The sequence below is a fragment of the Candidatus Eisenbacteria bacterium genome (assembly GCA_005893275.1).
Lineage (GTDB): Bacteria > Eisenbacteria > RBG-16-71-46 > SZUA-252 > SZUA-252 > WS-7.
Window position 1 is genome coordinate 1 of the sequence record VBOW01000035.1, and the last position, 19,991, is coordinate 19,991.

At 65.6% G+C, this 19,991-nt stretch carries 16 protein-coding genes and 1 riboswitch; of the genes, 5 read left to right on the forward strand and 11 right to left on the reverse strand.

What is annotated here, in order from left to right; all coding sequences use genetic code 11:
- The 4 genes from E6K76_07715 to E6K76_07730 all read right to left on the reverse strand — a co-directional run.
- On the reverse strand, positions 1 to 927 hold a 927-nt coding region (locus E6K76_07715; GenBank protein ID TMQ58387.1), incomplete at its 3' end, for a hypothetical protein.
- Positions 928 to 1,007: 80 nt separating this feature from the next.
- Positions 1,008 to 2,309: a sodium:solute symporter family protein gene (locus E6K76_07720; GenBank protein TMQ58388.1), complete on the reverse strand. Its 1,302-nt coding sequence runs from the start codon at positions 2,307 to 2,309 to the stop codon at positions 1,008 to 1,010.
- 116 nt (positions 2,310 to 2,425) lie between these two features.
- Positions 2,426 to 4,984, reverse strand: coding sequence for a TonB-dependent receptor (locus E6K76_07725; GenBank protein TMQ58389.1), 2,559 nt, complete (start codon positions 4,982 to 4,984; stop codon positions 2,426 to 2,428).
- 65 nt (positions 4,985 to 5,049) lie between these two features.
- Positions 5,050 to 5,148, reverse strand: a riboswitch (TPP riboswitch).
- 64 nt (positions 5,149 to 5,212) lie between these two features.
- On the reverse strand, positions 5,213 to 5,632 hold the full coding sequence (locus tag E6K76_07730) for a hypothetical protein (protein TMQ58390.1): 420 nt from the start codon (positions 5,630 to 5,632) through the stop codon (positions 5,213 to 5,215).
- A gap of 85 nt (positions 5,633 to 5,717) precedes the next feature.
- On the opposite strand from E6K76_07730, the gene E6K76_07735 reads away from it, so the two are divergent.
- Positions 5,718 to 6,365, forward strand: a complete 648-nt coding sequence (locus tag E6K76_07735) for a thiamine diphosphokinase (GenBank protein ID TMQ58391.1) — start codon at positions 5,718 to 5,720, stop codon at positions 6,363 to 6,365.
- Here E6K76_07735 and E6K76_07740 read toward each other — a convergent pair.
- Positions 6,337 to 8,013 (reverse strand): PAS domain S-box protein, encoded by a 1,677-nt coding sequence (locus E6K76_07740; GenBank protein ID TMQ58392.1) that lies wholly within the window; start codon positions 8,011 to 8,013, stop codon positions 6,337 to 6,339. The genes E6K76_07735 and E6K76_07740 overlap by 29 nt on opposite strands.
- A gap of 168 nt (positions 8,014 to 8,181) precedes the next feature.
- On the opposite strand from E6K76_07740, the gene E6K76_07745 reads away from it, so the two are divergent.
- A complete protein-coding gene (locus E6K76_07745; GenBank protein TMQ58393.1) occupies positions 8,182 to 8,508 on the forward strand; it encodes a hypothetical protein in 327 nt (108 codons plus the stop codon).
- A gap of 30 nt (positions 8,509 to 8,538) precedes the next feature.
- Here E6K76_07745 and E6K76_07750 read toward each other — a convergent pair whose 3' ends face one another.
- The 5 genes from E6K76_07750 to miaB form a co-directional block, all read right to left on the reverse strand.
- Positions 8,539 to 11,202 (reverse strand): insulinase family protein, encoded by a 2,664-nt coding sequence (locus tag E6K76_07750; GenBank protein TMQ58394.1) that lies wholly within the window; start codon positions 11,200 to 11,202, stop codon positions 8,539 to 8,541.
- Between the two features lie 77 nt (positions 11,203 to 11,279).
- Entirely contained in the window at positions 11,280 to 11,447 is a 168-nt protein-coding gene (locus E6K76_07755) for a SelT/SelW/SelH family protein (protein ID TMQ58395.1), read from the reverse strand.
- 139 nt (positions 11,448 to 11,586) lie between these two features.
- Entirely contained in the window at positions 11,587 to 12,042 is a 456-nt protein-coding gene (locus E6K76_07760) for a DoxX family protein (GenBank protein ID TMQ58396.1), read from the reverse strand.
- Positions 12,043 to 12,123: 81 nt separating this feature from the next.
- A complete protein-coding gene (locus tag E6K76_07765) occupies positions 12,124 to 14,781 on the reverse strand; it encodes a M1 family metallopeptidase (protein TMQ58397.1) in 2,658 nt (885 codons plus the stop codon).
- Between the two features lie 302 nt (positions 14,782 to 15,083).
- Positions 15,084 to 16,421: a tRNA (N6-isopentenyl adenosine(37)-C2)-methylthiotransferase MiaB gene (gene miaB / locus E6K76_07770; protein TMQ58398.1), complete on the reverse strand. Its 1,338-nt coding sequence runs from the start codon at positions 16,419 to 16,421 to the stop codon at positions 15,084 to 15,086.
- 108 nt (positions 16,422 to 16,529) lie between these two features.
- Between miaB and E6K76_07775 the strand changes: the two genes are divergently transcribed.
- Positions 16,530 to 16,901 carry a response regulator gene (locus tag E6K76_07775; protein ID TMQ58399.1) on the forward strand — a complete coding sequence of 124 codons (372 nt, stop codon included), beginning with the start codon at positions 16,530 to 16,532 and terminating at the stop codon, positions 16,899 to 16,901.
- A gap of 124 nt (positions 16,902 to 17,025) precedes the next feature.
- Complete coding sequence (locus tag E6K76_07780; protein ID TMQ58400.1) at positions 17,026 to 17,577, forward strand: dCTP deaminase; 552 nt, start codon at positions 17,026 to 17,028, stop codon at positions 17,575 to 17,577.
- Positions 17,578 to 17,591: 14 nt separating this feature from the next.
- Here the strand turns inward: E6K76_07780 and E6K76_07785 are convergent, their stop codons facing one another.
- Positions 17,592 to 18,563 carry a hypothetical protein gene (locus tag E6K76_07785; protein ID TMQ58401.1) on the reverse strand — a complete coding sequence of 324 codons (972 nt, stop codon included), beginning with the start codon at positions 18,561 to 18,563 and terminating at the stop codon, positions 17,592 to 17,594.
- A 564-nt stretch (positions 18,564 to 19,127) separates the two neighbouring features.
- On the opposite strand from E6K76_07785, the gene E6K76_07790 reads away from it, so the two are divergent.
- The gene (locus E6K76_07790; protein TMQ58402.1) at positions 19,128 to 19,988 is read left to right on the forward strand and encodes a 3-hydroxyacyl-CoA dehydrogenase; all 861 of its coding nucleotides are present in this window, start codon (positions 19,128 to 19,130) and stop codon (positions 19,986 to 19,988) included.
- Positions 19,989 to 19,991 lie beyond the last annotated feature (3 nt).

The following is a 19,991-nucleotide window of genomic DNA, read 5'->3' on the forward strand; positions in this document are numbered from 1 at the left end:
GCCGAGCGCGAGGCCGGCAAACGCGGCGCCAAGCCCCACGGGGCCGAGCCCTGCCGAGAGATCGAGCGCGTACCCCACGATATCCTTGATGTAGCGGAACGCGAACGACCCCGGATAGTGTAGGACGTACTCCAACACCCCCGGCAGATGAGCGCCGAGCATCCGCGACGACGAATAACCTGGATACTGCGGCGTGTAGAGGAGCATCGGATTCCCCTGGATCGCGAAACCCCCGCGCGCCCCCTGAATCGCGGCGAGCCACGGCACGCAGAGCGCCGCGTATACCGCGGCGAACGCGAAGGCGCGCGTCCATCGAGGCGCGCCTGCGCTGGGCTCGGACCGCGCCGCTATCCAGAGCCAGACCGGGAGGAACAGAAGCGATTCACCGCGCAGGTACCACGCCCCGGCGGCGGCCACCGCGGCCGTGCCGGCAGCCGGGATCCCACCTGAGCCGAGGAGGAGGATCCATACCGCGAGCTCGAGCAGGGCGGCGGGTACCTGGCTCATCCCCGGATTGTAGAAGTCGAGCAGGAGCGGACAGGCGAGCGCGCATGCCGCGGCCCACGACCCAGCGCGGGAGGAATGAACCTTCGCGCCCCACCAGTAGGTCAGCGCGACAAGCAGGGCATGAGCCACCGCGCCCAGGTAGAGGAAGCCTGCCGGAAGCGGGACGCCGAGCTTGAGCAGAAGCGCGCCGAGCACCGCGTAGAGCGGCATGCGCCAGAGCACGGGGAACGGCGACCCTTCGTGGCCCAGAAAAACGGGATAGGTGTAGAGGGACGTGAAACCCTGGCCGCGCGCGATCTGGCGGGCTTCCTGGGAATAATCCCAGAGATCGCTTCCGGGCGCGATCCCCGGGATCGCCGCGAGGGCGAAGACGCTCGCCGCCGCCAGCGCGAGGATCGCCCAGAGGAGCGCGATCCGCAACCGGGCTCCACCCTGGGCCGATGGCCCTGAGAATCCCATGTCCGCAGAATACAGCAGAAAGCGCTTCGCGCGACCTGAGCCTACGCTGCGACGCGATCGTCCGCGCTCTGCCTCGCCCGCCTCCCGCGGCCGAGCATCCAGAAGAGCACGCTCACAAGGAGTCCTGCGTAGATCGGCTCCAAAGACAGGAAATAGGCTCCGGAGGGGCCGGGCCGGTATCGCGAGAGCAGCCAGGCCAGCGATACCCCGCCGCTCACCGCGATGCTCCACGCCGCCGCGGGAGGGCGCATCCGCCATCGAGGGTGATAGGAGCTTGCGAGAGGAACGAGGAGCGCCGGGACGCCAATCGAGCCCACGTCGTGCCATAGATCCACGGCGGAGCGGAAAAATAGCGCGAGCACGACCGAGATGAGCGCCGTCACGAGAAATCCGATCTGTGCGTAGCGGTTCACCCGCGACTCATCCCGTTCCAGGCGCCATCGCCAAATCAAGTCCCGCCCGAAATTCACGCCGCCGATGAAAGTGTAGCCGTCGACGGTCGACATCACCGTCGCGAGAAGTCCGAGATAGAAGACCCCCTGCACGACCGGGGGAAGAAAACCGATCGCGAGTGCCGGGTAGGAGGCGGTCGGGTTCGGGAGCGCCGGCATGAGCGCCCGGGCGTACATGCCGGTGAACGTGGTGAGGAAATCAAAGAGCATCCAGAAGCCGATCGAGATGAGTACGCCGCGTTGCGCGGTCCTTTCGTCTTTCGCCGCGAAGCAGCGCTGATAGAACGTGGGCTCGACCAGCGTCTGAAGGGCGATGAAATACCACACGAAGACGTACTGGGGCGAGTTCCCCCCGTGCCATACGAAATGGGACGGCGGGACGTGCGTCCGCAAGAAATCGAGGCCCCCGAACCTCGCGGCGAGGAGCGGCAGCCCGACCAGGAATCCCAGGTACATGAGAACGAATTGGACGTTGTCGACATTGACCACCGACCGCATGCCGCCGCGGAAGGAATAGGCCGTGGAGAAGAACGTCCCCACGAGCACGGCCGGAATGAGAGCCCAGCCGAAGATCATCTGGATCAGGATGCCGAGCATGAGAACGTACGGGGCGGGAGAGGAAAGCACCTGGATGACTCCCGCCCCGAGGAGCGCAGCCGGCCGGCCGTAGGCGCGATCCAGCTGGTCCGGGACCGTGTAGAGCTCCGAGCGGCGCGCGCGGCGCGCGAAAAAGATCGCGAAGAGCGCGGCCCCGAGATAGTACGGCACGCCAAAGACGAGCCAGTTCGAGACGCCGTAGCGGTAGGAATATTCCCCCACGCCGAGCACCCCGCCGTACCACGTGGAAACGAGGGTCGCCACGAAGGAGGGGAGCGCCAGGGTGCGTCCCATGACCAGGTATTCGACGGGCCCTCGGCGAGCCACTCCGAAGAGACGCGCGCCCACGTAGAGGAGAAAAGCCGCATACGCTGCGATGAGCGCCAGGTCTACGGGGTGGAGCGGTGCGCTCAGAAGTCCGCCTTCAGGCTCGCGAAGACAGACCGCGTGGCGGCAGGATAGAAATACGGGACCTCCGCGTACACATATCCGGCCGTCTCGTAGCGGAGGTCCGTGAGATTCATGCCCCGCAATTCGAGAGAGAGGCGGCGCGCGCCAAGGGGCCCGAACCCGCCGGTCCCGCCGAGATCGAACGAAAGAAGTCCGTTCCATGTCGCGTGCTCTTCGATGAGCTTTTTCTGATACCCGGGAGCGCTCTGGAGCGCCGGGTTCTTCCGGTTGTCCTCGGAGTTGTCTAGGTATTGGCGGCCGGCTTCGTTCAGCGTGAGCGCCGCGCGCGCACGGCGATGCCTGTAACCGACCGTGAGATTAGCGAGTCGGCTTGGGAACCCCGCGATCGTATTCCCACCGAAGTCGTTCACCGTCGTCGAATCGACGAACTCGCGATAATCGCGGAATCGATTCCGGCTCAGGGAGACGTTTCCGGACACCTCGAATCCGCTCGCGTGGGCCCAGCCACCTTCGAGCTCGACCCCTTGGTGCACGGAGCGGGCCGCATTCCCCGTGATCGGGACCCCGAGAGCGTCGATCTGCCCGTTGGCCACGATTTCGTTTCGGAAATCAAGCCGGAACCCGGTGAGCCTCAGGTAGGAGTTCCCATTCCGGTAGCCGAGCCCCGCCTCGTAATCGTTCAGGTGTTCCGGGTCGATCAGGGGATCCCGGTAAACATGGGCCGCGACATCGACGACCCGGAAGAGCGGAACCGCCGTGGGATCGTCCGCCCGGTAGATCTCGCTCAGAATCGGCTCGGTCTGCGTGTGCGCATAGTTTCCGAACACGTTCCACCGTTCCGTAGCGTTCCAGTTGAGCCCGATCCGGGGACTCAGGAACGAGTACGTGAGGTGGAAGTCATACCCCGAGTAGCGGTCCTTTCCAATCGCGTACCGGGTCTGTCGCCACTGGAGACTCCCCGTCAGCTTGAGATCGGGCCGGAGCAAGTACCCCTCCTGCACGAACCCCGACAGGGCCCTGACCCGGCCCGCGTAGTCGTAGAAAACGTGGTTCGGGTCCGTTCCCAGCGGCAGCGCCTGGGCCCAGGTCAGCTCGCCCCAGTGCCGGCCCTCGTGCTCGCGCCACTCCGCGCCCACGGTCAGCTCGCCTTTTCCGTGCGAATACCTCGCGCGGGGGATCCAGCCGTAATGACGGTTCCTCACCCAGAGCCGCTGCGTCATGTCCGAGCCGATCACGAGGAATCGGCCGTCCGGTTGCATCGCCGGCGCTCCGGTTGAATCGACGGCGTAGTAGCCCGCCGGGTAGAGCGAATCGGAGTCCACCTCGAAGCTCGGCAGGCGCCGTGATGAGAAGCTCTGGGGGCCATACGGGAAGTCATCGTAATAGCCCTTCCCGGGGAAATAGAACGCGGACGAGGTCAGGGCGACGCGCTCACCGAGTTTCACATCCTGGATCAGCTCGTAGTGCGGCTCGAAGAAATTGTCGGTTTCGTTTCGCCAATTGAGCGGGTTGATCCTTCGGTCCTTCCCGGCGTCGCCCGTGATCGCGCCGTCCAGGTAGGGACGGTCCACGCCGTAAAACGCCAGGTGGAGCTGCTCGGGGCCGCCGTACAGGTTGAGCCGCGACGTGATCCAGGAGTCGATCCGCGCGGCCGAGAGGTAATAGGACCAAAGTCTGGACCACGAGAGGTCGCGATAGCCCTGAGAAATGATCCGCGAGTAGCGCCCGGAAAGCGCGTAGGTGCCGTCGAGAAGCCCCGATTGATAGTCCATCGAGAAGCGCCGCGTGTCGTAGCTCCCGACGCCGGTCTGAATGGAGAGCCTCCGTTCCGTGGGAATCGCGACCGTCTCCAGATTCACCGAGCCCCCGACCGCGCTCGCCCCGTAGAGCGCGCTCCCCACCCCCCGCTGCACCTGAAGCGATTGCGCGCTCGAGACCAGGTCCGGGTGGTCCACCCAGTAGACCTCATGCGTTTCCGGGTCGTTGAGGGGAATGCCGTTGATCGTGACCGCAACGCGGCGCTGGGGGAACCCGCGAATCTTGACGTAGGAGTATCCGATCCCGTTTCCGGCGTCGGAGTAGGCGTAGACGCTCGGGGTCTCGGCGAGGAGCATCGGCACGTCCTGTGCCCAATAGTGCTCTTGAATCGTCTTTCGATCGAGGTCGGTGAACGCGACCGCGGACCCGCGCTCGGTCGCGCGCGTGGTGGTCACCTCCACGGGCGGAACGGGCACCGGCTTGGGCTCGAGCCGGAACTCGACCGAGACCGTGTCCGCGCCCAGGCTCACGCTCCGCCTTTCCGGCGCGAAACCAAGCCGGGACGCCTCGAGCTCGTAGGTTCCCGGGGCGACATTCGAGAACAGAAACTCCCCGCCGCGGCCGGTGGCCGTTTCCATGGCAGGAGCGAGGATCCGCACCCTGGCATCCGAGAGGGGCTCTCCGCTCCGTGCGTCGAGCACGCGGCCTGTGAGCGGCGCGCCGGGATCCGCCAAGGCATGGCTCGAGAGCGCAATCACGAGCGTGGCTGCAACGATAGGCAGAGCGGGGCGAAGCTTCATCGACAGCACCGTCCTTTCGAAAATAATCGAGCCGCGCTCCGAGGGAACGCGGCACAGTACGGAAGGTCGGACTGTCCCCGTTTCCCTACGCTGGCATGACCCAGATCAGGTTTTTAGGGTTTGCTCTCAGGCCGGTTTTCTTCCGGCCACCCCTAACGGTTAGAACAAGCATTGTGCCGGAGAGAGAGTGTGTCAAGCGGGAGTTGTGAAGCGGCGTCGGGCGCCGCGTTACTGCGTCGCGAAGGCAGCCGGGTCGGAAACTTCCACCCGGTCGGGGAAGAGCACGGTGAGCTGCCAGCGATAGACCGTCTGCCGCTTCATCCTCGCGCCGAGCTCTTGAGGGATGACCCAGGCGTTGTTCGTGAGCCGCGGGCTCACGAAAAGAGATTCCTCCTGCACGCCCATGACCTTGACCCTGTAGCCCGAGGCCCCGGTCACATCACGCCACTCGAGCCTGACGCGGTTCGGCTTCGAGAACGTCGAGTGCATCTGGTAGAGGATCGGGCCCTGCTCCGGCACCCTAGGAACCGGCTTCCCGTGCGGGGCCGCGCGCGGGGAGACGAACCCGAGATAGAGCCCGCTGCACGCGGTCAGAAGCGCGAAACCAGCGACCGCGATGACCGACAAGGCTTCCCTGCGATTTGCCATCGTTTCCCCTCCGGTGCTAGGCTGGCGCTGCGGCCACGTTGTCCGATGAGGCAGCATACCACCAGCCACGATTGCGACCCGCGCGATGCCCTACGCTGTCATTCTCACGAACGGAATGCCGCCCACCGCCGCCGCGCTCCGCCGGGCGCTCACCCGCTCCGCGCTCTTCGTCTGCGCGGACGGAGGCGCGAACACGGCCCGACAATTCGGCGTGACGCCGGCGGCCATCATCGGCGACTTCGACTCGGTGGCCCCGGACACGGTCAGCCATTTTCGGGACGTACCTCAGATCCGCGACGCGGGCGAGGATCGCACCGATACCGAGAAGGCGATCGAATACGCGCTTGGGAAGGGCGCCTTCGACGAGATCAAACTGCTCGGCGGCGGCTCGGGGCGGCTCGATCACGTGATCGGCCACATCGGCCTTCTGCGGAAGTATCTCGGCCGCGTGCGGATCGTGATGGAGGGAGGCGACGGTCGTGCCTACGTCGCGGACAAGGATCAAGAAATCGAGTGCCCCCGAGGAACCGTGGTCTCCTTCTTCGCCGTCGCGAGCCCGGTGGAGGGCGTCACCACCGAAAATCTCCGCTACCCTCTCCGGAATCGCACGCTCGAGCTGGGACTTCAAGATTCCATCTCCAATATCGTGGAGGCGACTCCCGCCTGGATCCGCTTCAAGCGCGGCACCCTCCTCGTCGTGGAAGTCACGAATCCGCGGACCGGCCGCGGGTGATCGAGATGCCGACCGTCGTTCCCCGCCCTTCCCCGGGACTATCGATCGTCACCGTGCCTCCCATCATCTCGACCAGTTCCTTGACGATCACGAGACCCAACCCGCTCCCGCCGAACTTTCGCGTCATGGATGCGTCCGCCTGTGAAAATTTCTGGAACAGGAACTCGCGCCGTTGGAGCGGAATCCCGATCCCGGTATCCCGCACCTCGATGTCCACGTAGGGCGAGCCCGAGGGTGCCGCTACCGAGACCGACACCGACCCCTCGCTCGTGAACTTGATCGCGTTCCCGATGACGTTCACGAGGATCTGGCGGAGGCGCGCGGAATCGGCCTGGACCACAATCCCGGGACTCAAGCCCGCAGAGCTGAGTCTGAGCCCCTTCGCGCGCGCCTGGACGTCGAGGGTCTCGATCACATCGGACAGCAGCGGCTCGAGCATCACATCCTCCAGCTCCACTTCGAGGCGCCCGGCTTCGATCCGCGAGAGATCGAGCACGTCGTTGATCAGGTCGAGGAGGTGCGTGCTGCTCGCGAGCGCGTGGCGAAGCAGCTCCTTTTGCTCGGCTTCATCCTGGCAGAGGTCGTCGATGATCAGGTTCAAGAACCCGATGATCGAGTTGAGCGGTGTTCGCAGCTCGTGCGACGTGTTCGCGAGGAATTCGCTCTTCATCCGGTCCGCGGCGCGAAGCCGCTCCACGAGACGTTCGAGCTGATCGTTCTTCTCCTGAAGCTCCGATTCGTGCTGCCGAACCGACTCGACCAGCCGCACATTCTGCACGGCAGTCCCGATCTGATAACCCACCGCACGCAGGAGATCCGACTCGCGCGAGGAAAGCTTCTCCCCCGCGATGCTCAGAATGGAGATCACCCCCACCACCTCGCCTCGCGCGAGGAGCGGCATATGCACCACGGTGGCGATGCTCCGGTCGAGAAGCTCCGACTCGGCGACCAGCTCCCGCGTCTGCATGGCGCGAAGCACCGCTGGGTTGACCGAGTCGGGAATCATGCGGGGAGAGAGCTTGATCGAGGGGTTCAGGTAGCTGGCTTCGCCGACCAAGCGGAGAGCCGATTCCCCCGCGTCGTAGCGCTGGATCCAACACGCGTCCATGCCGAGGCCTTCCACCACCTGGCGCGAGACGGCGCCGAGCATCTCTTGAGGATCGTGGCTGCTTCCCGTCGCGACCGCGATCGCGGCGAACGCGGCCAGCTCCTGGGCGCGCCGAAGGGATTCCGCTTCGATCCAGCGCTGCTGACCCATCTCCACGACGGTGGCGATGTAACGCACCTCCGCGGACTCGCCGCCGGTGACCGGGGTGATCGCGAGCATCATCGGACAGGAATCGCCGAGGGAGGAGCGGAAGTCCACTTCCCCGGCCCAGCGCCCCTCGCGGTCGACCTCCTCGAAGATGCGATCCTCGAGATCGCCGGCCTGGTCCGACCAGAGGAAGCGCCGGAGGAACGATCCGGGCAGGATCGAGGAGTTGATCCCGGCGAGGCTGGATAGGGCGTGGTTCACGGCGACGATGCGCCGGTCTTTCGCGAGAAGAATCATCCCCACCGGCGTGCGCTCGAAATGCTCGCGCAGGGCTTCGCCCAGACCGGGTACCTGGACCGACGCCGGCAGCATGGTTTGTCGAAGCGGAGCCATTCGCGGGAAGTCCCCCAAAAGCCGGAGAGCAGCCTACCCAACGACTTATCGTCTCAGGATGGGGCCTTCTCCAGCCGTTTCTGGGGGTCTGGACGCCGCCGATCTGGGCGGTTATCTTCCGGTGCGGCATCTCCGAAGGCATGCACCCCACCCGGGGAGGGGTACGAGATGACGAAGGTTTCGGCGGGGGTCTTGGCCGGGGTCTTGCTCGGTTTCCTTTACGGGTTGTTCAACGCCCGCGGCGAGGGCTCCGCGGCGGCGATATCGGCGAGCCTCCTCGGCCGGACCTCGCAGGGAATCATCACCGGTATTCTGGCCGCCTACGCCAGCAAGGGCTCCACGCCGCTCTGGCGGGGTGCACTCTGGGGAGTCCTCATCGGGCTGGGGCTCGGCGTGCTCGCCGGCCTGCCCGCGCACGCGATCCCGCAATCGCTTCTACCTTCGGCGCTTCTCGGGCTCGCCTGCGGGCTCGCCGCGGCCAAGGCGAAGCGCTAGCGTCCTCGCCGCCTTCCCGGATCGGAGGGGCTACCGAGCGGAGGGCTTCGCCTTCGCTCCGGCCGCAGCCTCTTCCTTTCCCACCGCGACCCGCGTGAAGCGCGCGGGATCGAAATATTTCCGCGCGACCGAAGTCACCTCTTCCGGTCTGATCTTTCGAAGCATCTCCGGATAGCGATCCGCGAACTCGTAGCCCACGCCGGCCGATTCGTAGAAACAGAGGCGCTCTGCCTGCGAGGCGTTGTCTTGGATACCCAGGTAGTAACGGGACAGCATCTTCGCGACAATGTCCTTGAGCTCCGCCCTGGTCACTCCTTCGTGGGTCACGCGCGCGATGTCCTCGAGAACCCCCGCCGACGCCATCGAGAAATTGGCCGGGGTCACCCCCATCTCGTTTTGCGCGGACGCCTGCCCGAACCGGTCCGACATGTAGAACCAGGATCGATACGCGACGCCCTTCTCGTAGACGTATTTGAAAAAGAGCTTGTCACCGATCAGGCCCACGGCGGCCCTGAGCGGCACATAGTCGGGATCGCGGACGGAGCAGGCCGGCCAGCCGGTATTGTAGGTAACCTGCTCTTGATCCTTGTCCACGAACAGGACGTGGCTCTCGGGCGGCGCCTCATCGCGCGGCGCCCCCGTGGCGACGGAATCCCCCGCGCGTAATTTCGAAAACGTGCGGCGCGCCAATTCCAGGGCGGAGGCGGCGTCGAAATCGCCCACGATCGCGACGACGAGATTTTTCCCGGAGAACATCGTCTCATAGGCTCGACGCAGATCGGCGAGTTGAATCTTGGCGAGCGAGACCGTGTCGCCATGGACGGCGTGTCGATAAGGGGAGTTCTTGAACAATAGATTCTGGAACTGAACGTTGGTGTAGTCGAAGGGCCTGTCTCCGAGGCTCCTCGCGCGCTGCATGAGATCCTCGCGAACCTTCGCCACCTCACCGACAGGGAAGGTGGGGCGCGTGACCACGTCACGGAAAATATCCCACGCCTTGGCGAAGTGGTGCGACGGCACGCGCCAGGAGACCCCCGCGTAATCGGGCGTCCCCTCCGTCTCGAGGGTCATGCCGAGGGCATCCGCCTTCTCGGAGATCTCCCGCGCGCTCATGGCGCCCGCGCCCCGGCGCAGGAGCATCGCCGTCATATTCGACACGCCCGCGAGACCCTCCGGCTCGATCCACTGCCCGCCGGCCGCCATCGCCGAAACCGCGACCACGGGAGCGGCGTGATCCTCCTTGAGGAGAAGCGTCACGCCGTTCGTCAGCACCTCCTTCCGCAGGGCCGTCGTCGGCGCCGGGGCGGTCTGCCCGGCCCAGCTCTCACGCCACGGCGCGAGCATCGCGCGCACGTCGTTCTCGGAGGGGCCGCTCGCGTCCTTGGGACGCACGACGGAATAGGACACCTGATCGGCGGAGAGGTACCGCCTCGCGACACGCTGGAGATCCTCGGCCGTCACGCTTTGAATGAGCGAAGGCCAGAGCGGCTCGAGAGATACGTCCGACATGAGAGCGTAAAGACAGAGCCGCTCCGCCCGTCGGAAAAACAGCTCCGAAGCGAACGCGTACTGGGTTTGGAGACTCGATTTCACCCGATCGAGCTCGGCCGGAGGCACCGTCCCCGTCGCGAGCCGCTTGAGCTCGTCGCGGACGATTCCGAAGACCTTGGCCTCGTTCCGGGGCGGAAGCTCGGCGGAGACGAGAAACATCCCCGGATCCCTGCGGACCTCGAAGTCGGCGTCGACCGAGGTGACGAGGTTCTCGCGTTCCTTGAGCGCCTTGTAGAGTCGCGACGAAGTCCCCTTGCCCAAGAGGGACGCGAGCACGGTGAGCGCCGGCGCGTCGGGATCGGAATAGGGGGGCACATGGAATCCAAGGTAGGTCCAGGTGCTGGGGGTCTTCATGGTTTCCACGCCCATGCGGAATTCTGTCTGGGGCATTTCGGTGAGACCCTGCTCGAAATCCTCCCGCCCGCGTTTATAGCCCGCGAACGCCTTGGCCACTTTCGAGCGGACGGAGGCGGCGTCGAAATCCCCGACCAGCGCGAGGATCATTTGGTTGGGAACGTAACGCTCTTCGTAGAACGTCCGGAAGGTCGCGAGCGAGGCGTGCTCGATGACGTCTTTCAAGCCGATCGTGTCCCGCTTATACGGATGGTCACGGAACATGAGCCGCTCGATTTGATAGTAGACCTTGTAATCGGGCCGATCCTCGCCCTGGTTGTACTCCTCCATTACAACCTGCCGCTCCCGGGCGACTTTCTCCTGCGTCAATTTCAAATTCATCCACGCATCGATCGAGCGGTCGAGCGCTTCGTCAAAATTCTCCTTGGGGGCGGTGAACCCGTAGCAGGTGTAGTCGTTCGTCGTGTAGCCGCCGCTTTCCTCGCCGATCCGCTGCATTTGCTTCCGGAACTCGAGCTCGCCCTGCTTCAGGGAACCGCCGCGGAAGATGAGGTGCTCGTAGTAGTGGCTCAGGCCAGAGAGGGCAGGGGTTTCGGTGCGGCTCCCCCCGTTCACGACCACGCACGCCGCTACCAGCGGCTTCGAGTGGTTCTCGACGAGAAGGACTCGGAGCCCGTTCGGGAGCGCTTCACGGCGGATGATCTCGGACGCGGCGGCGCGCCGCGGGGCGACGGCTGCCGGCGCCAAGGCCAGGCATAAAGCCGCGATGATGATGGGACGCGTGCGCATGAACCCCCCTCTTAATGATTCGGCCCCGCGTCGCGGGGCCGGATTCGCGAGACCGCCAAGGTCTTCTCGGGCTCACGTTACGTGGTCTTCTGGAGCGCTCCGATGATTTCCTTCGACTCGGGGAATCGGCCTACCGATTTCTTGGAGAAGATGACTTTTCCGTCCGCGGAAACTTCGAACACACCTCCACCGCCGGCGATCAGCTTCGATTCAACACCCAACTGTTTCTTCAGCTCGGCCGCCAAACTGGAGGCCCTGGGGAGATAGTTTCACTCGCTACAGTACACGATCTCGATTTTCATGGGGGCCCTCCTTGGTGGGCGCGGCCGGGCTCGTGCCAGCACCGGCGCGCCACGGGTATTCTCCGCCCGCCCCGACGTGCTGTCAAGCTGCTGGGGTCCGCTTCCCGGCGATCATCCGGTCGATGGACAGGTTCCCCGCGCCGCCGATCAGGAGCGCCAGCGAAACGAGGAGGAGCGTCAGGGGATACTCGTAGCCATGTCCCCGGCCGGCCTCGCCCATCCAGTTCAGGAAAAAGCCCCACTTCCAGTGCGTGGTCACGATCGCAACCAGCATGTTGATCGCGAGCCCGAGCGCGAAGAATCGCGTCAAGAATCCCAAGAGCATGGAGAACGCGCCGAGGAACTCGGTGAAGGCGGCGACGTATCCCAGGAATGAGGGCATTCCCATGCTGGCGACGTAGCCCGCGAATCCCTGCAGGCCGGGGCCGTGATACATGCCGAGCACTTTCTGCGCCCCATGCATCCAGAAGACGAGAAAGAGCGCCAATCGAAGCGGGAGTTGCCAGTTCGTCGCGGTCGTGGAGAAAATGGATTTCATCCTCAGTCCTCCATTTCCTTGTGGGAATTGTAGAAGTCTCCGCCCCCCATCGCACCCGAAGACCCCATAGAGGTATCACAATCAGAATGAAATCGGGAACGATTCGACCGAGGCAAGCCAGCGCACGCGCCACGGGCTTTGACCCGGCTCGGGGCGGCCGACCCAGAAAGGGATCGCGATCCGGAGCGGTCCCGCCACGAACGCGATCCCCGCGTCGGCAAGGGCGCGGCCCACGAGATCTCCCCCGGCCCCCTCGATCCGCCCCAGGTCGGCGAAGACCGTGACCGGGGTCCCGGGCAACCCGACGTCCGCGCCGGCGCCCCACGCGCGCTTCCCCAGCGCCGCCCGCCCGCGATAACCCCTGAGCCCGCCTCCTCCGGCGAGGAGATAGTGCCCGGAGGCCAGAAGGGGCCCGCGGTCGTTCAGGTAGAAGCGGTCGAGCGAATCGACGCGGCTTCCTTCGCCGGCGTCGAAGAGCAGCTCGCGCGGCGGGCGATGGAACGTCGAGCCGGCAAAAAACCTCCAGGAGACATGCGCGTTTCCACGCGGCAAGAGATCCAGCTCTTGACGCGCTTCGATGGAGGCGCGCTCGTAGGTAAACTCGGGATCATCGTTCGAGCGAAACGCAGAGGATCCGCCGCGGAGGTCGAGGCTCACGCGCTCGGCGCGGCGCGGACCCTGCGTATCGAGTGTGAAGGAAGCTTTGCCGTGAAGCCCTCTTCCGGGCGACCAGTAGCGTGGATCGACAGGTGCCAGGTCGTAACGGTCCCGGTAGTCGAGCGAAAGCTGCCAGGCACGAAACGGGTGGCGCCTCGAGGGGGCCGTGGCGAGGTTGCCCACGCGGATCCCGCTCCGGAGAAGGCCCTCATCGCGAGCCCCTTCGAACGCGAGCCGCCCACGGGCGCCGAAAGCGCCGAGCCGCCGCCCGACCCGGGCGCTCCACGCGAGGGCGCCGCGCCGCGTGCCGAATACGATACGCCCGCCCGCGTCCAGGATCCCCTCGGGGAAGTCGCTCGAAGGAAGATACCGCCCCGCCGTCCAGAGGCCGAGCCGCGCGCCCTCAGCATTGCCGTGCCAGATCATCGGCCCGTAGAGAAACGTCAGCGCCTCCGAGGAGCTGAAGTCGAAGAGCGGCTTGAACCGGAGCGGCGGCAGACCGTTCCGGTTGTCGAGGCCGATCTCCGCCGTCCCGGTCCCCTCGAGCCAGGGCCGAAACCACCCCCCGAGATCGCGCCCCGAGGCGCGTTCGGCGGCTTTCACCACATCGGCCGGTCGGGGATGCCCGAGAAGGTTCGAGCGGTAGTACTCGCCGATGAACTCGCCGAACGTAGAGTCGCCGAGGTGGCCGCGCAGGGCGTACAGCATCATCGCGGGCTTCGAGTAGGCGCCGACTGCGTAGCTCGCAAAGCCGTGATAAGCGTCCGCGGGTGTGGTCATGGGCTGCTCATCCCGCGCGTAGGCGCGGGAGAGGTAGCGATTCTCGTCCAGGAAAAAACCCCGGAGGGGGCTCGCCCAGGGGATGAGCTTCCGTCGCTGGAACAGCCCCCTGGGGTATTTCCAGTCGCCGTAGCGGTCCTCCATGTACTGTGTGAAGCCTTCATCGAGCCATGGGTGGGCGCGCTCATCGCTCCCCAGCATCCCGTAAAACCAGTTGTGCGCCACCTCGTGCGCGATCGTGACATCGAGCCGCGCGGCCCAGGGCGACGGCAAATCCGGCTCGTTCATGATGAGCATCGGATACTCCATCGCGCCCCCGCCGACCTGGCTTTCGGCGCTCGTAAGGGTGGGCCAGATGTACGGGCCGACTTCGCGGCTCATGAACGCCATCGCGGAGACAGCGAACGCCTTCTGGTCGCGCCAGCGATCCTGATCCTCGCGGAATGCGAGGGCGCGGATCGCGACCCCGTTCCATGCGGTGTCGCTGCGGACGTAGTTGGGGGACGCCACCCAGGCGAAATCGTGGACGCGGTCGGCATGAAACCGGAGGGTCTTGAGTGAGGGAAGGATGCTGTCCTTGGGCGTGCTCGCCCGCGCGAGGGACCGCAGCGTGTCGACGAGCGTCGTACTGCGCCACGCGAGGATCAAATGAAGGGGACCCGGCCTTCCCTGCGCGTCCGCCTCCTCCTGCGATTCCTTCTCGGTTTCGACCCACGAATAGGTGTAATGGACCGGCGCCCCGCGGGGCACCCGGAGCGTCGCGCCTTTCTCCCGCTTCACCTCGACCGGTCTTTTTTCAATGCCTGGGGGCGGGGCGAGATCGGACTCGACCGCGAGCATAGTCCGCGGCCACCGGCTCCGGAGCGAATCGGAAAGGACCGCGCGCAAGTGCACGGTCACGCTGTCGCGGTCGGTCTCGTACTCCGCGAGCGGGATCTGATTGTCGCCTCCTTCGGCGCCCCTCAAGACCCCGGTCGCGCCGACCCAGAACCTGTCGGGAAGCGTGATCGCGACGTCGAAGACGGCGTAGTCTCCGTAGAATTCGGACAGGTAGTGGTAGGGATCCGCGTGCCACCCCAGATCGTCGTAGACCGCGACCTTGGGGTACCACTGCCCAGCGGAGTAGGAATCCCCGACGTGGCCGAACCGAGCGAAGGGCTTGGGAACCTGGACCTCGAATCGGAGCGCGAGGGTGACCGAGTCCCGAGGCATGAGGGGCCGAGGCAGGTCCACCCGCGCCACGGTCTCGTTCATCGCGACCGACGCGGGGATGCCGTCGGCCGAGACCGAATCGATCGACATCCAGCCTCGCTGGCGCGCGCTCGCGAAGCGAAGCGCGTAATCTTCGCCCCACCGCTCCCCCTCGCTACCGAAGACCGTATGCGGGCCGCGGAACGCGTTCGGATAGGCGTGGAGATAGACGGAATGAAGGAGGGAATCCGCGCCGCTCCGGTAGGTGATCGCGGCGCGCCCCGAAAGACGGTGCCGGAGGGGATCGAGGGTGACGTCGATTCGATACCGAATTCCTGGAACCGTGGTGCCGCCGGCGAGGGAAGGGGCGGTGGAACCGAGGAAAAGCAGAAGCAGAGCCGCCGAACGGCGGGTCAGACCGTGACGTCCTCGATGGTCGCGAAGGTCGCTGCCCGTACCCCCTCCCCGAGTAGCGCGTGCGGCGTCGCCGCGGCGACGCGGACCGAGATCAGATCTCCAACGCGCTCCCCTCGGTGCGGGAACACGGTCGTCTTGAAATGAGCGGATTTTCCGAACCATTCGGCCGGGTTCCGCTTGGTCGGACCCTCGACGAGCAGCTCCACGACCGATCCGATATCCGCCTGGTTCTTGAGAAGGGAAATCCCCTTCTGCTGCTCGATCAGCAGGGTGATGCGCCGCGTCTTCTCCTCTTCGTCCACCGTCTCCGGCCACTCCGCGGAGCGGGCCCCGGGGCGCGGAGAATACTTGAAGATGAACGCGCTCTCATACCCGATTCGCTCCATCGCCGCACGGGTCGCCTCGAAGTCCTCCGCGGTTTCCCCCGGAAAGCCCACGATGATGTCGGTCGAGAGCGCGACTCCGGGCACGGCGCGCCGGATGTTCCCTACCAGCGTCCCGTATTCCTCCATCGTGTAGGTGCGGCGCATCCGTTCGAGCACCGAGTCTGATCCCGACTGGAGGGGCAGATGCACGTGTGGCGAAACCTTCTCGCAGGCCGCGATCGCCTCGATCGCGCGGTCGCTCATGTCGGATGGATGGGGCGAGGTGAACCGGATGCGGGCGATGCCCTCCACGCGGTTGGCGCGCGCCAAGAGCTCGGCAAAATCCACGGCGCCGTCGCGGTAGGCGTTCACGGTCTGGCCGAGGAATACGATTTCGCGGAAACCCTCCGCCGCGGCGTGCTCGACCTGGCGTAGCACCTCGCCGACGGGGAGACTGCGCTCGCGGCCGCGCACGTAGGGAACGATGCAGAACGCGCAGAACTTGTCGCAACCGCGCATGATGCTCACCCACGCGCGCACGCCGTCGGCCCGCGCGGGCACGAGATCGCCGTAGGTCTCGACGCGGCTCAGGCGCACCGCGAGCGTGGGCTCCTCACGCGCCTCGTCGATCAGCTCGGGGAGCCGACGGTACCCGTCGGGCCCCACGACTAGATCCAGTTGCGGAACGCGCTCGATGAGCTTGGCGCGAAGGTGCTGCGCCATGCAGCCCGCGACGCCAAGCACCACGCCGGGGCGGCGCAGCTTGTGCCGCGTCAACTCGCCCAGGCGGCCGTAGATCCGCTGCTCCGCATGTTCCCGGATCGCGCAGGTATTCACGAGAATCACGTCCGCCTCATCCGCGCTCTCGACCCGGCGGTACCCTGCCCGGCCGAGCTGACCGAGCACGAGCTCCGAATCGGCCACGTTCATCTGGCAGCCGTACGTCTCGATGTAGAGTCGCCGCTCCATGGGCCGGGAATTATACCCGAGGTTCGCTCACGAGAGATTCAAGTTTCGAGCCGCGGCTGCCGATGCATCGATCGGGTGTCCATCCGCGTTCCCAGCAAGCGAGGCCCCATGGCCGAATCCAAAGGCACGGTCCTCGTCGTCGATGACGAAGAATCGATCCTACAGGTAGCCTCCGACATCTTGAATTATCTCGGATACTCCGTCGTGACCTCACCGTCGGGCCAGGAAGCCGTGGACCGCCTGCTCCAGGGAGCGCGGCCGGACCTCGTCCTCCTCGACGTGATCATGCCCGGCATGGACGGCGTCGAAACCTTCCGGAGGCTCCGCGAAATCGAGCCGAACCTCCCGATCCTGATCTCCACGGGATACGCGGAGCGGAGTGCCGTGGAGTCCCTGGCCGAGGAAAGCGTGACCGGATTCGTGAACAAGCCCTTCGCCATCGAAACACTCGCGAAGCGGCTCGAACAGATTCTAGGTTAGCCGGCCCCCAGACCGCCCCGTTCCTTCCAACTCACCCGATCGGCCGTGGACCGGATGCGCCGGCCATGGCACAATGCCCCTACTCGAAGCATGCAGTAGAGGCCATCGTGGGACGGGGACACACATGATCAAGAGCGACAAGTGGATTCGGCGCATGTGCCGCGAGCACGGAATGATCGAGCCCTTCGAGGAGAAGCAAGTGCGCGAGCGGACGATCTCCTTCGGGGTCTCTTCCTACGGCTATGACCTCCGGATCGCCGATGAATTCAAGATCTTCACGAACATCAACAGCACGATCGTCGATCCGAAGGAGTTCGATTCGAAATCGTTCGTCGATTACAAAGGGGACGTCTGCATCGTCCCACCCAATTCGTTCGCGCTCGGCAGAAGTGTCGAGTATTTCCGCATACCACGCCGCACGATGACGATCTGCGTCGGGAAATCGACCTACGCCCGGTGCGGGATCATCACCAACGTGACCCCGCTCGAGCCGGAATGGGAAGGACACGTGACGCTCGAGATCTCGAACACCACGCCCCTTCCGGCCCGCATCTACGCCAACGAGGGCATCGCGCAGGTCCTGTTCTTCGAGAGCGACGAGGACTGCTCGGTCTCGTACAAGGACAAGAAAGGCAAGTACCAATCCCAGCGGGGTGTCACGCTCCCGCGGGTCTGAGGCGCCGCGCCTTTCTACAACGCCGCGCGCGCGACCCCGAAGTAGAGGTTGGAACCCGAGACGAGGTTGATCCCGTTGACCCGCTGGTAGACGGGCAGCTGAACGACCCCGTACAAGGCGGTCTTCCCCGCCGCGTTCACCCGGATCCCCGGACTCACGTAGGCCCACGTCCCTCCCGTGTGGCCCGGCTCGGCGTCGGTATCACCGGCGTCGTCCTTCGAGCGAACGCGGAAATCTCCCGACAGCAGCAGCTCGACGGAGCGCGTCACCGGATAGCTCAGCCCGAGATTCGACTGCAGCTCCGATCCAACCCGGTAGCGCTCCGTCCCGCGCCCGTTCGCCCGCCCCATCAAGCTGAAACGGACCGGCAGGGATCCGTAGGCGCCCCCCGGCATCTTGGTCGTGGTCGTCCACTGGGCTCCCAACCCGGCGAGAGCGCCCCAGGCCCCGTTCCCCGGGCGCGCCGGCGGCTCCGGCTCCTCTCCATTGAATTCCTCGACGTGGCGGATTCCCGTGGGCGCCTTGACGCCAACCTCCACGTGATATCGGGTCGATTTCTCCTCCCCACGGGCGAAGTTTCGCGAGACCTGCGTTTCCAGATCTCCAACTCCCTGGTAGCTCCACCGCATCCGCTCGGACGGATTTCCGGGCTCATTGTGGATGTGCTCGTGATAGCGGCTGACGAAGGGAAGCGCGGCCGTGATGGTCCAATGCTCGCTGGGCTGGTACACGGCCCGCGCGGTGGTGATCCGATTCACGGTTCGGACCTCGTCCTCGTGGCTCGGCAGTGCCCCGACGGCCGCGTCGTGCGTCCCGACGCGGGGCTGGTCCTGATCGATGTACTGCTGCGAAAGATCGAATGCGAGAAGCGAGCGTTCCCGGAGCATGCCCAGGTCGATGGGACAGTGCTCCGAGCCGCAGCTTGCGAGCGCGCCCTGTGGAAGGAGCGCGAGCACAGCAAACATGGCAACGACGCGCCAACGCATGGCGTTTGTCCTCCGAGGCAATCGTATGATTCGCGCTCCGAACGGAGCGCCGTGATTCGATGGTCGTTTGGGAAGCGTTGCCGCGCTAGGCGCGCGGAGGAGGATCGGTGGGCTTCGGCGTACGGGTCGAAGGGTCGTTCAAGGGGAGCCGGGACGGAGCGCCGGGCGCGAAATCGGCAGGCAAGGCGAACGAAGGCTCGAGCATGCCCGGGTCCGGTGCGCCTGGGGTCATGCGGGGGCTCTCGTCGGCGCAGGCGCCGACGCAGAGTTGCGGTTGGCTCCTCTGGCCGCTAGCCACCGCGGATCGAGTCGAAGCTGCGGCCGCGGCGCATGCCTCCTGCGGCTGGCACGCACGGACATGCATGCAGCAGGCCCTGGCGCCGCAGCAGGTCCCTCCGGAACGGGTTGGCGCCGATCGCGCGGAGCCGCTCTTGAGAAGGTCGGGGGCATGGGCGGCCACCATGATCGTGGCCAGGAGCATCGCAAGGGTACAGCGCATCGTGCCCTCATCATATACCATTGGTACCGGATTCGAATCCATCTCGGGATTCGTCGGGGGCGCGCATGGCGGAAGGATCGATTCGAAGCGTTGTCGTGGTCGGCGCGGGAGTCATGGGGAGGGGTATCGCCCTTGCCTCGGCTCGCGCGGGTCTCAAGACGAGCGTGATCGAGCCGAGCGACGCGGCGACCCAGTCGGCGCGCGCGGACCTCGACAGGATCCTCGAGCGCTCGCGTGAGAAGGGGGAGCTGGACGAAGATGCGGCCCGCGCCACGCGGGAGCGGCTTGCGTGGGGCAGCTCCTACGACGCCGTCGGAGGGGCTGACCTCCTGATCGAGGCCGTACCCGAGTCGTTGGCGATCAAGGCGGAGGTGTACAAGAGCGTCGCGCCGCGCCTCAAGCCCGAGAGCGTCATCGCAACGAACACCTCCTCGCTCAGCATCACGGAGCTTGCGGCGACATCGGACCGCCCGGCCCGATTCGTCGGCATGCACTTTTTCAACCCTGTCCATCGAATGCGGCTCGTCGAGCTGGTGCGGGGCCTGGAGACGAGCGCGGAGACGCTCGCCCTCGCCGAGGGGGCCGCGCGGGCGATGGGCAAGGAAACGGTGGTCGTGCGCGAGTCTCCTGGATTCGTGACGAGCCGGATCAACGTCCTGATCGGGAACGAAGCCTTCGCGATGCTCGAGTCGGGGGTCGCTTCGGCCCGCGACATCGACAAGGCCCTGAAGCTCGGGCTCAACCACCCCATGGGACCCTTCGAGCTGGTCGACCTGGTCGGCCTGGACACGCGCCTCAGCATCCTGGAGTATCTGCATCGAACGCTGGGCGACCGGTTCCGGCCTTCCCCGCTCCTCATCCAGTATGTGAAAGCGGGCCGCCTCGGCCGCAAGGTCGGACGCGGCGTCTACGATTACCCGAGCTAGAGG

Excerpts from the sequence above, each read along its gene's own strand:
- E6K76_07780 (TMQ58400.1), top strand. The coding sequence starts at position 17,026 with ATGATCAAGAGCGACAAGTGGATTCGGCGCATGTGCCGCGAGCACGGA.
- E6K76_07735 (TMQ58391.1), top strand. The coding sequence starts at position 5,718 with ATGCCCTACGCTGTCATTCTCACGAACGGAATGCCGCCCACCGCCGCC.
- E6K76_07785 (TMQ58401.1), bottom strand. The coding sequence starts at position 18,563 with ATGCGTTGGCGCGTCGTTGCCATGTTTGCTGTGCTCGCGCTCCTTCCA.
- miaB (TMQ58398.1), bottom strand. The coding sequence starts at position 16,421 with ATGGAGCGGCGACTCTACATCGAGACGTACGGCTGCCAGATGAACGTG.
- E6K76_07745 (TMQ58393.1), top strand. The coding sequence starts at position 8,182 with ATGACGAAGGTTTCGGCGGGGGTCTTGGCCGGGGTCTTGCTCGGTTTC.
- E6K76_07750 (TMQ58394.1), bottom strand. The coding sequence starts at position 11,202 with ATGCGCACGCGTCCCATCATCATCGCGGCTTTATGCCTGGCCTTGGCG.
- E6K76_07740 (TMQ58392.1), bottom strand. The coding sequence starts at position 8,013 with ATGGCTCCGCTTCGACAAACCATGCTGCCGGCGTCGGTCCAGGTACCC.
- E6K76_07760 (TMQ58396.1), bottom strand. The coding sequence starts at position 12,042 with ATGAAATCCATTTTCTCCACGACCGCGACGAACTGGCAACTCCCGCTT.
- E6K76_07720 (TMQ58388.1), bottom strand. The coding sequence starts at position 2,309 with ATGGGACGCACCCTGGCGCTCCCCTCCTTCGTGGCGACCCTCGTTTCC.
- E6K76_07775 (TMQ58399.1), top strand. The coding sequence starts at position 16,530 with ATGGCCGAATCCAAAGGCACGGTCCTCGTCGTCGATGACGAAGAATCG.
- E6K76_07725 (TMQ58389.1), bottom strand. The coding sequence starts at position 4,984 with ATGAAGCTTCGCCCCGCTCTGCCTATCGTTGCAGCCACGCTCGTGATT.
- E6K76_07790 (TMQ58402.1), top strand. The coding sequence starts at position 19,128 with ATGGCGGAAGGATCGATTCGAAGCGTTGTCGTGGTCGGCGCGGGAGTC.
- E6K76_07765 (TMQ58397.1), bottom strand. The coding sequence starts at position 14,781 with ATGTCGATCGATTCGGTCTCGGCCGACGGCATCCCCGCGTCGGTCGCG.
- E6K76_07730 (TMQ58390.1), bottom strand. The coding sequence starts at position 5,632 with ATGGCAAATCGCAGGGAAGCCTTGTCGGTCATCGCGGTCGCTGGTTTC.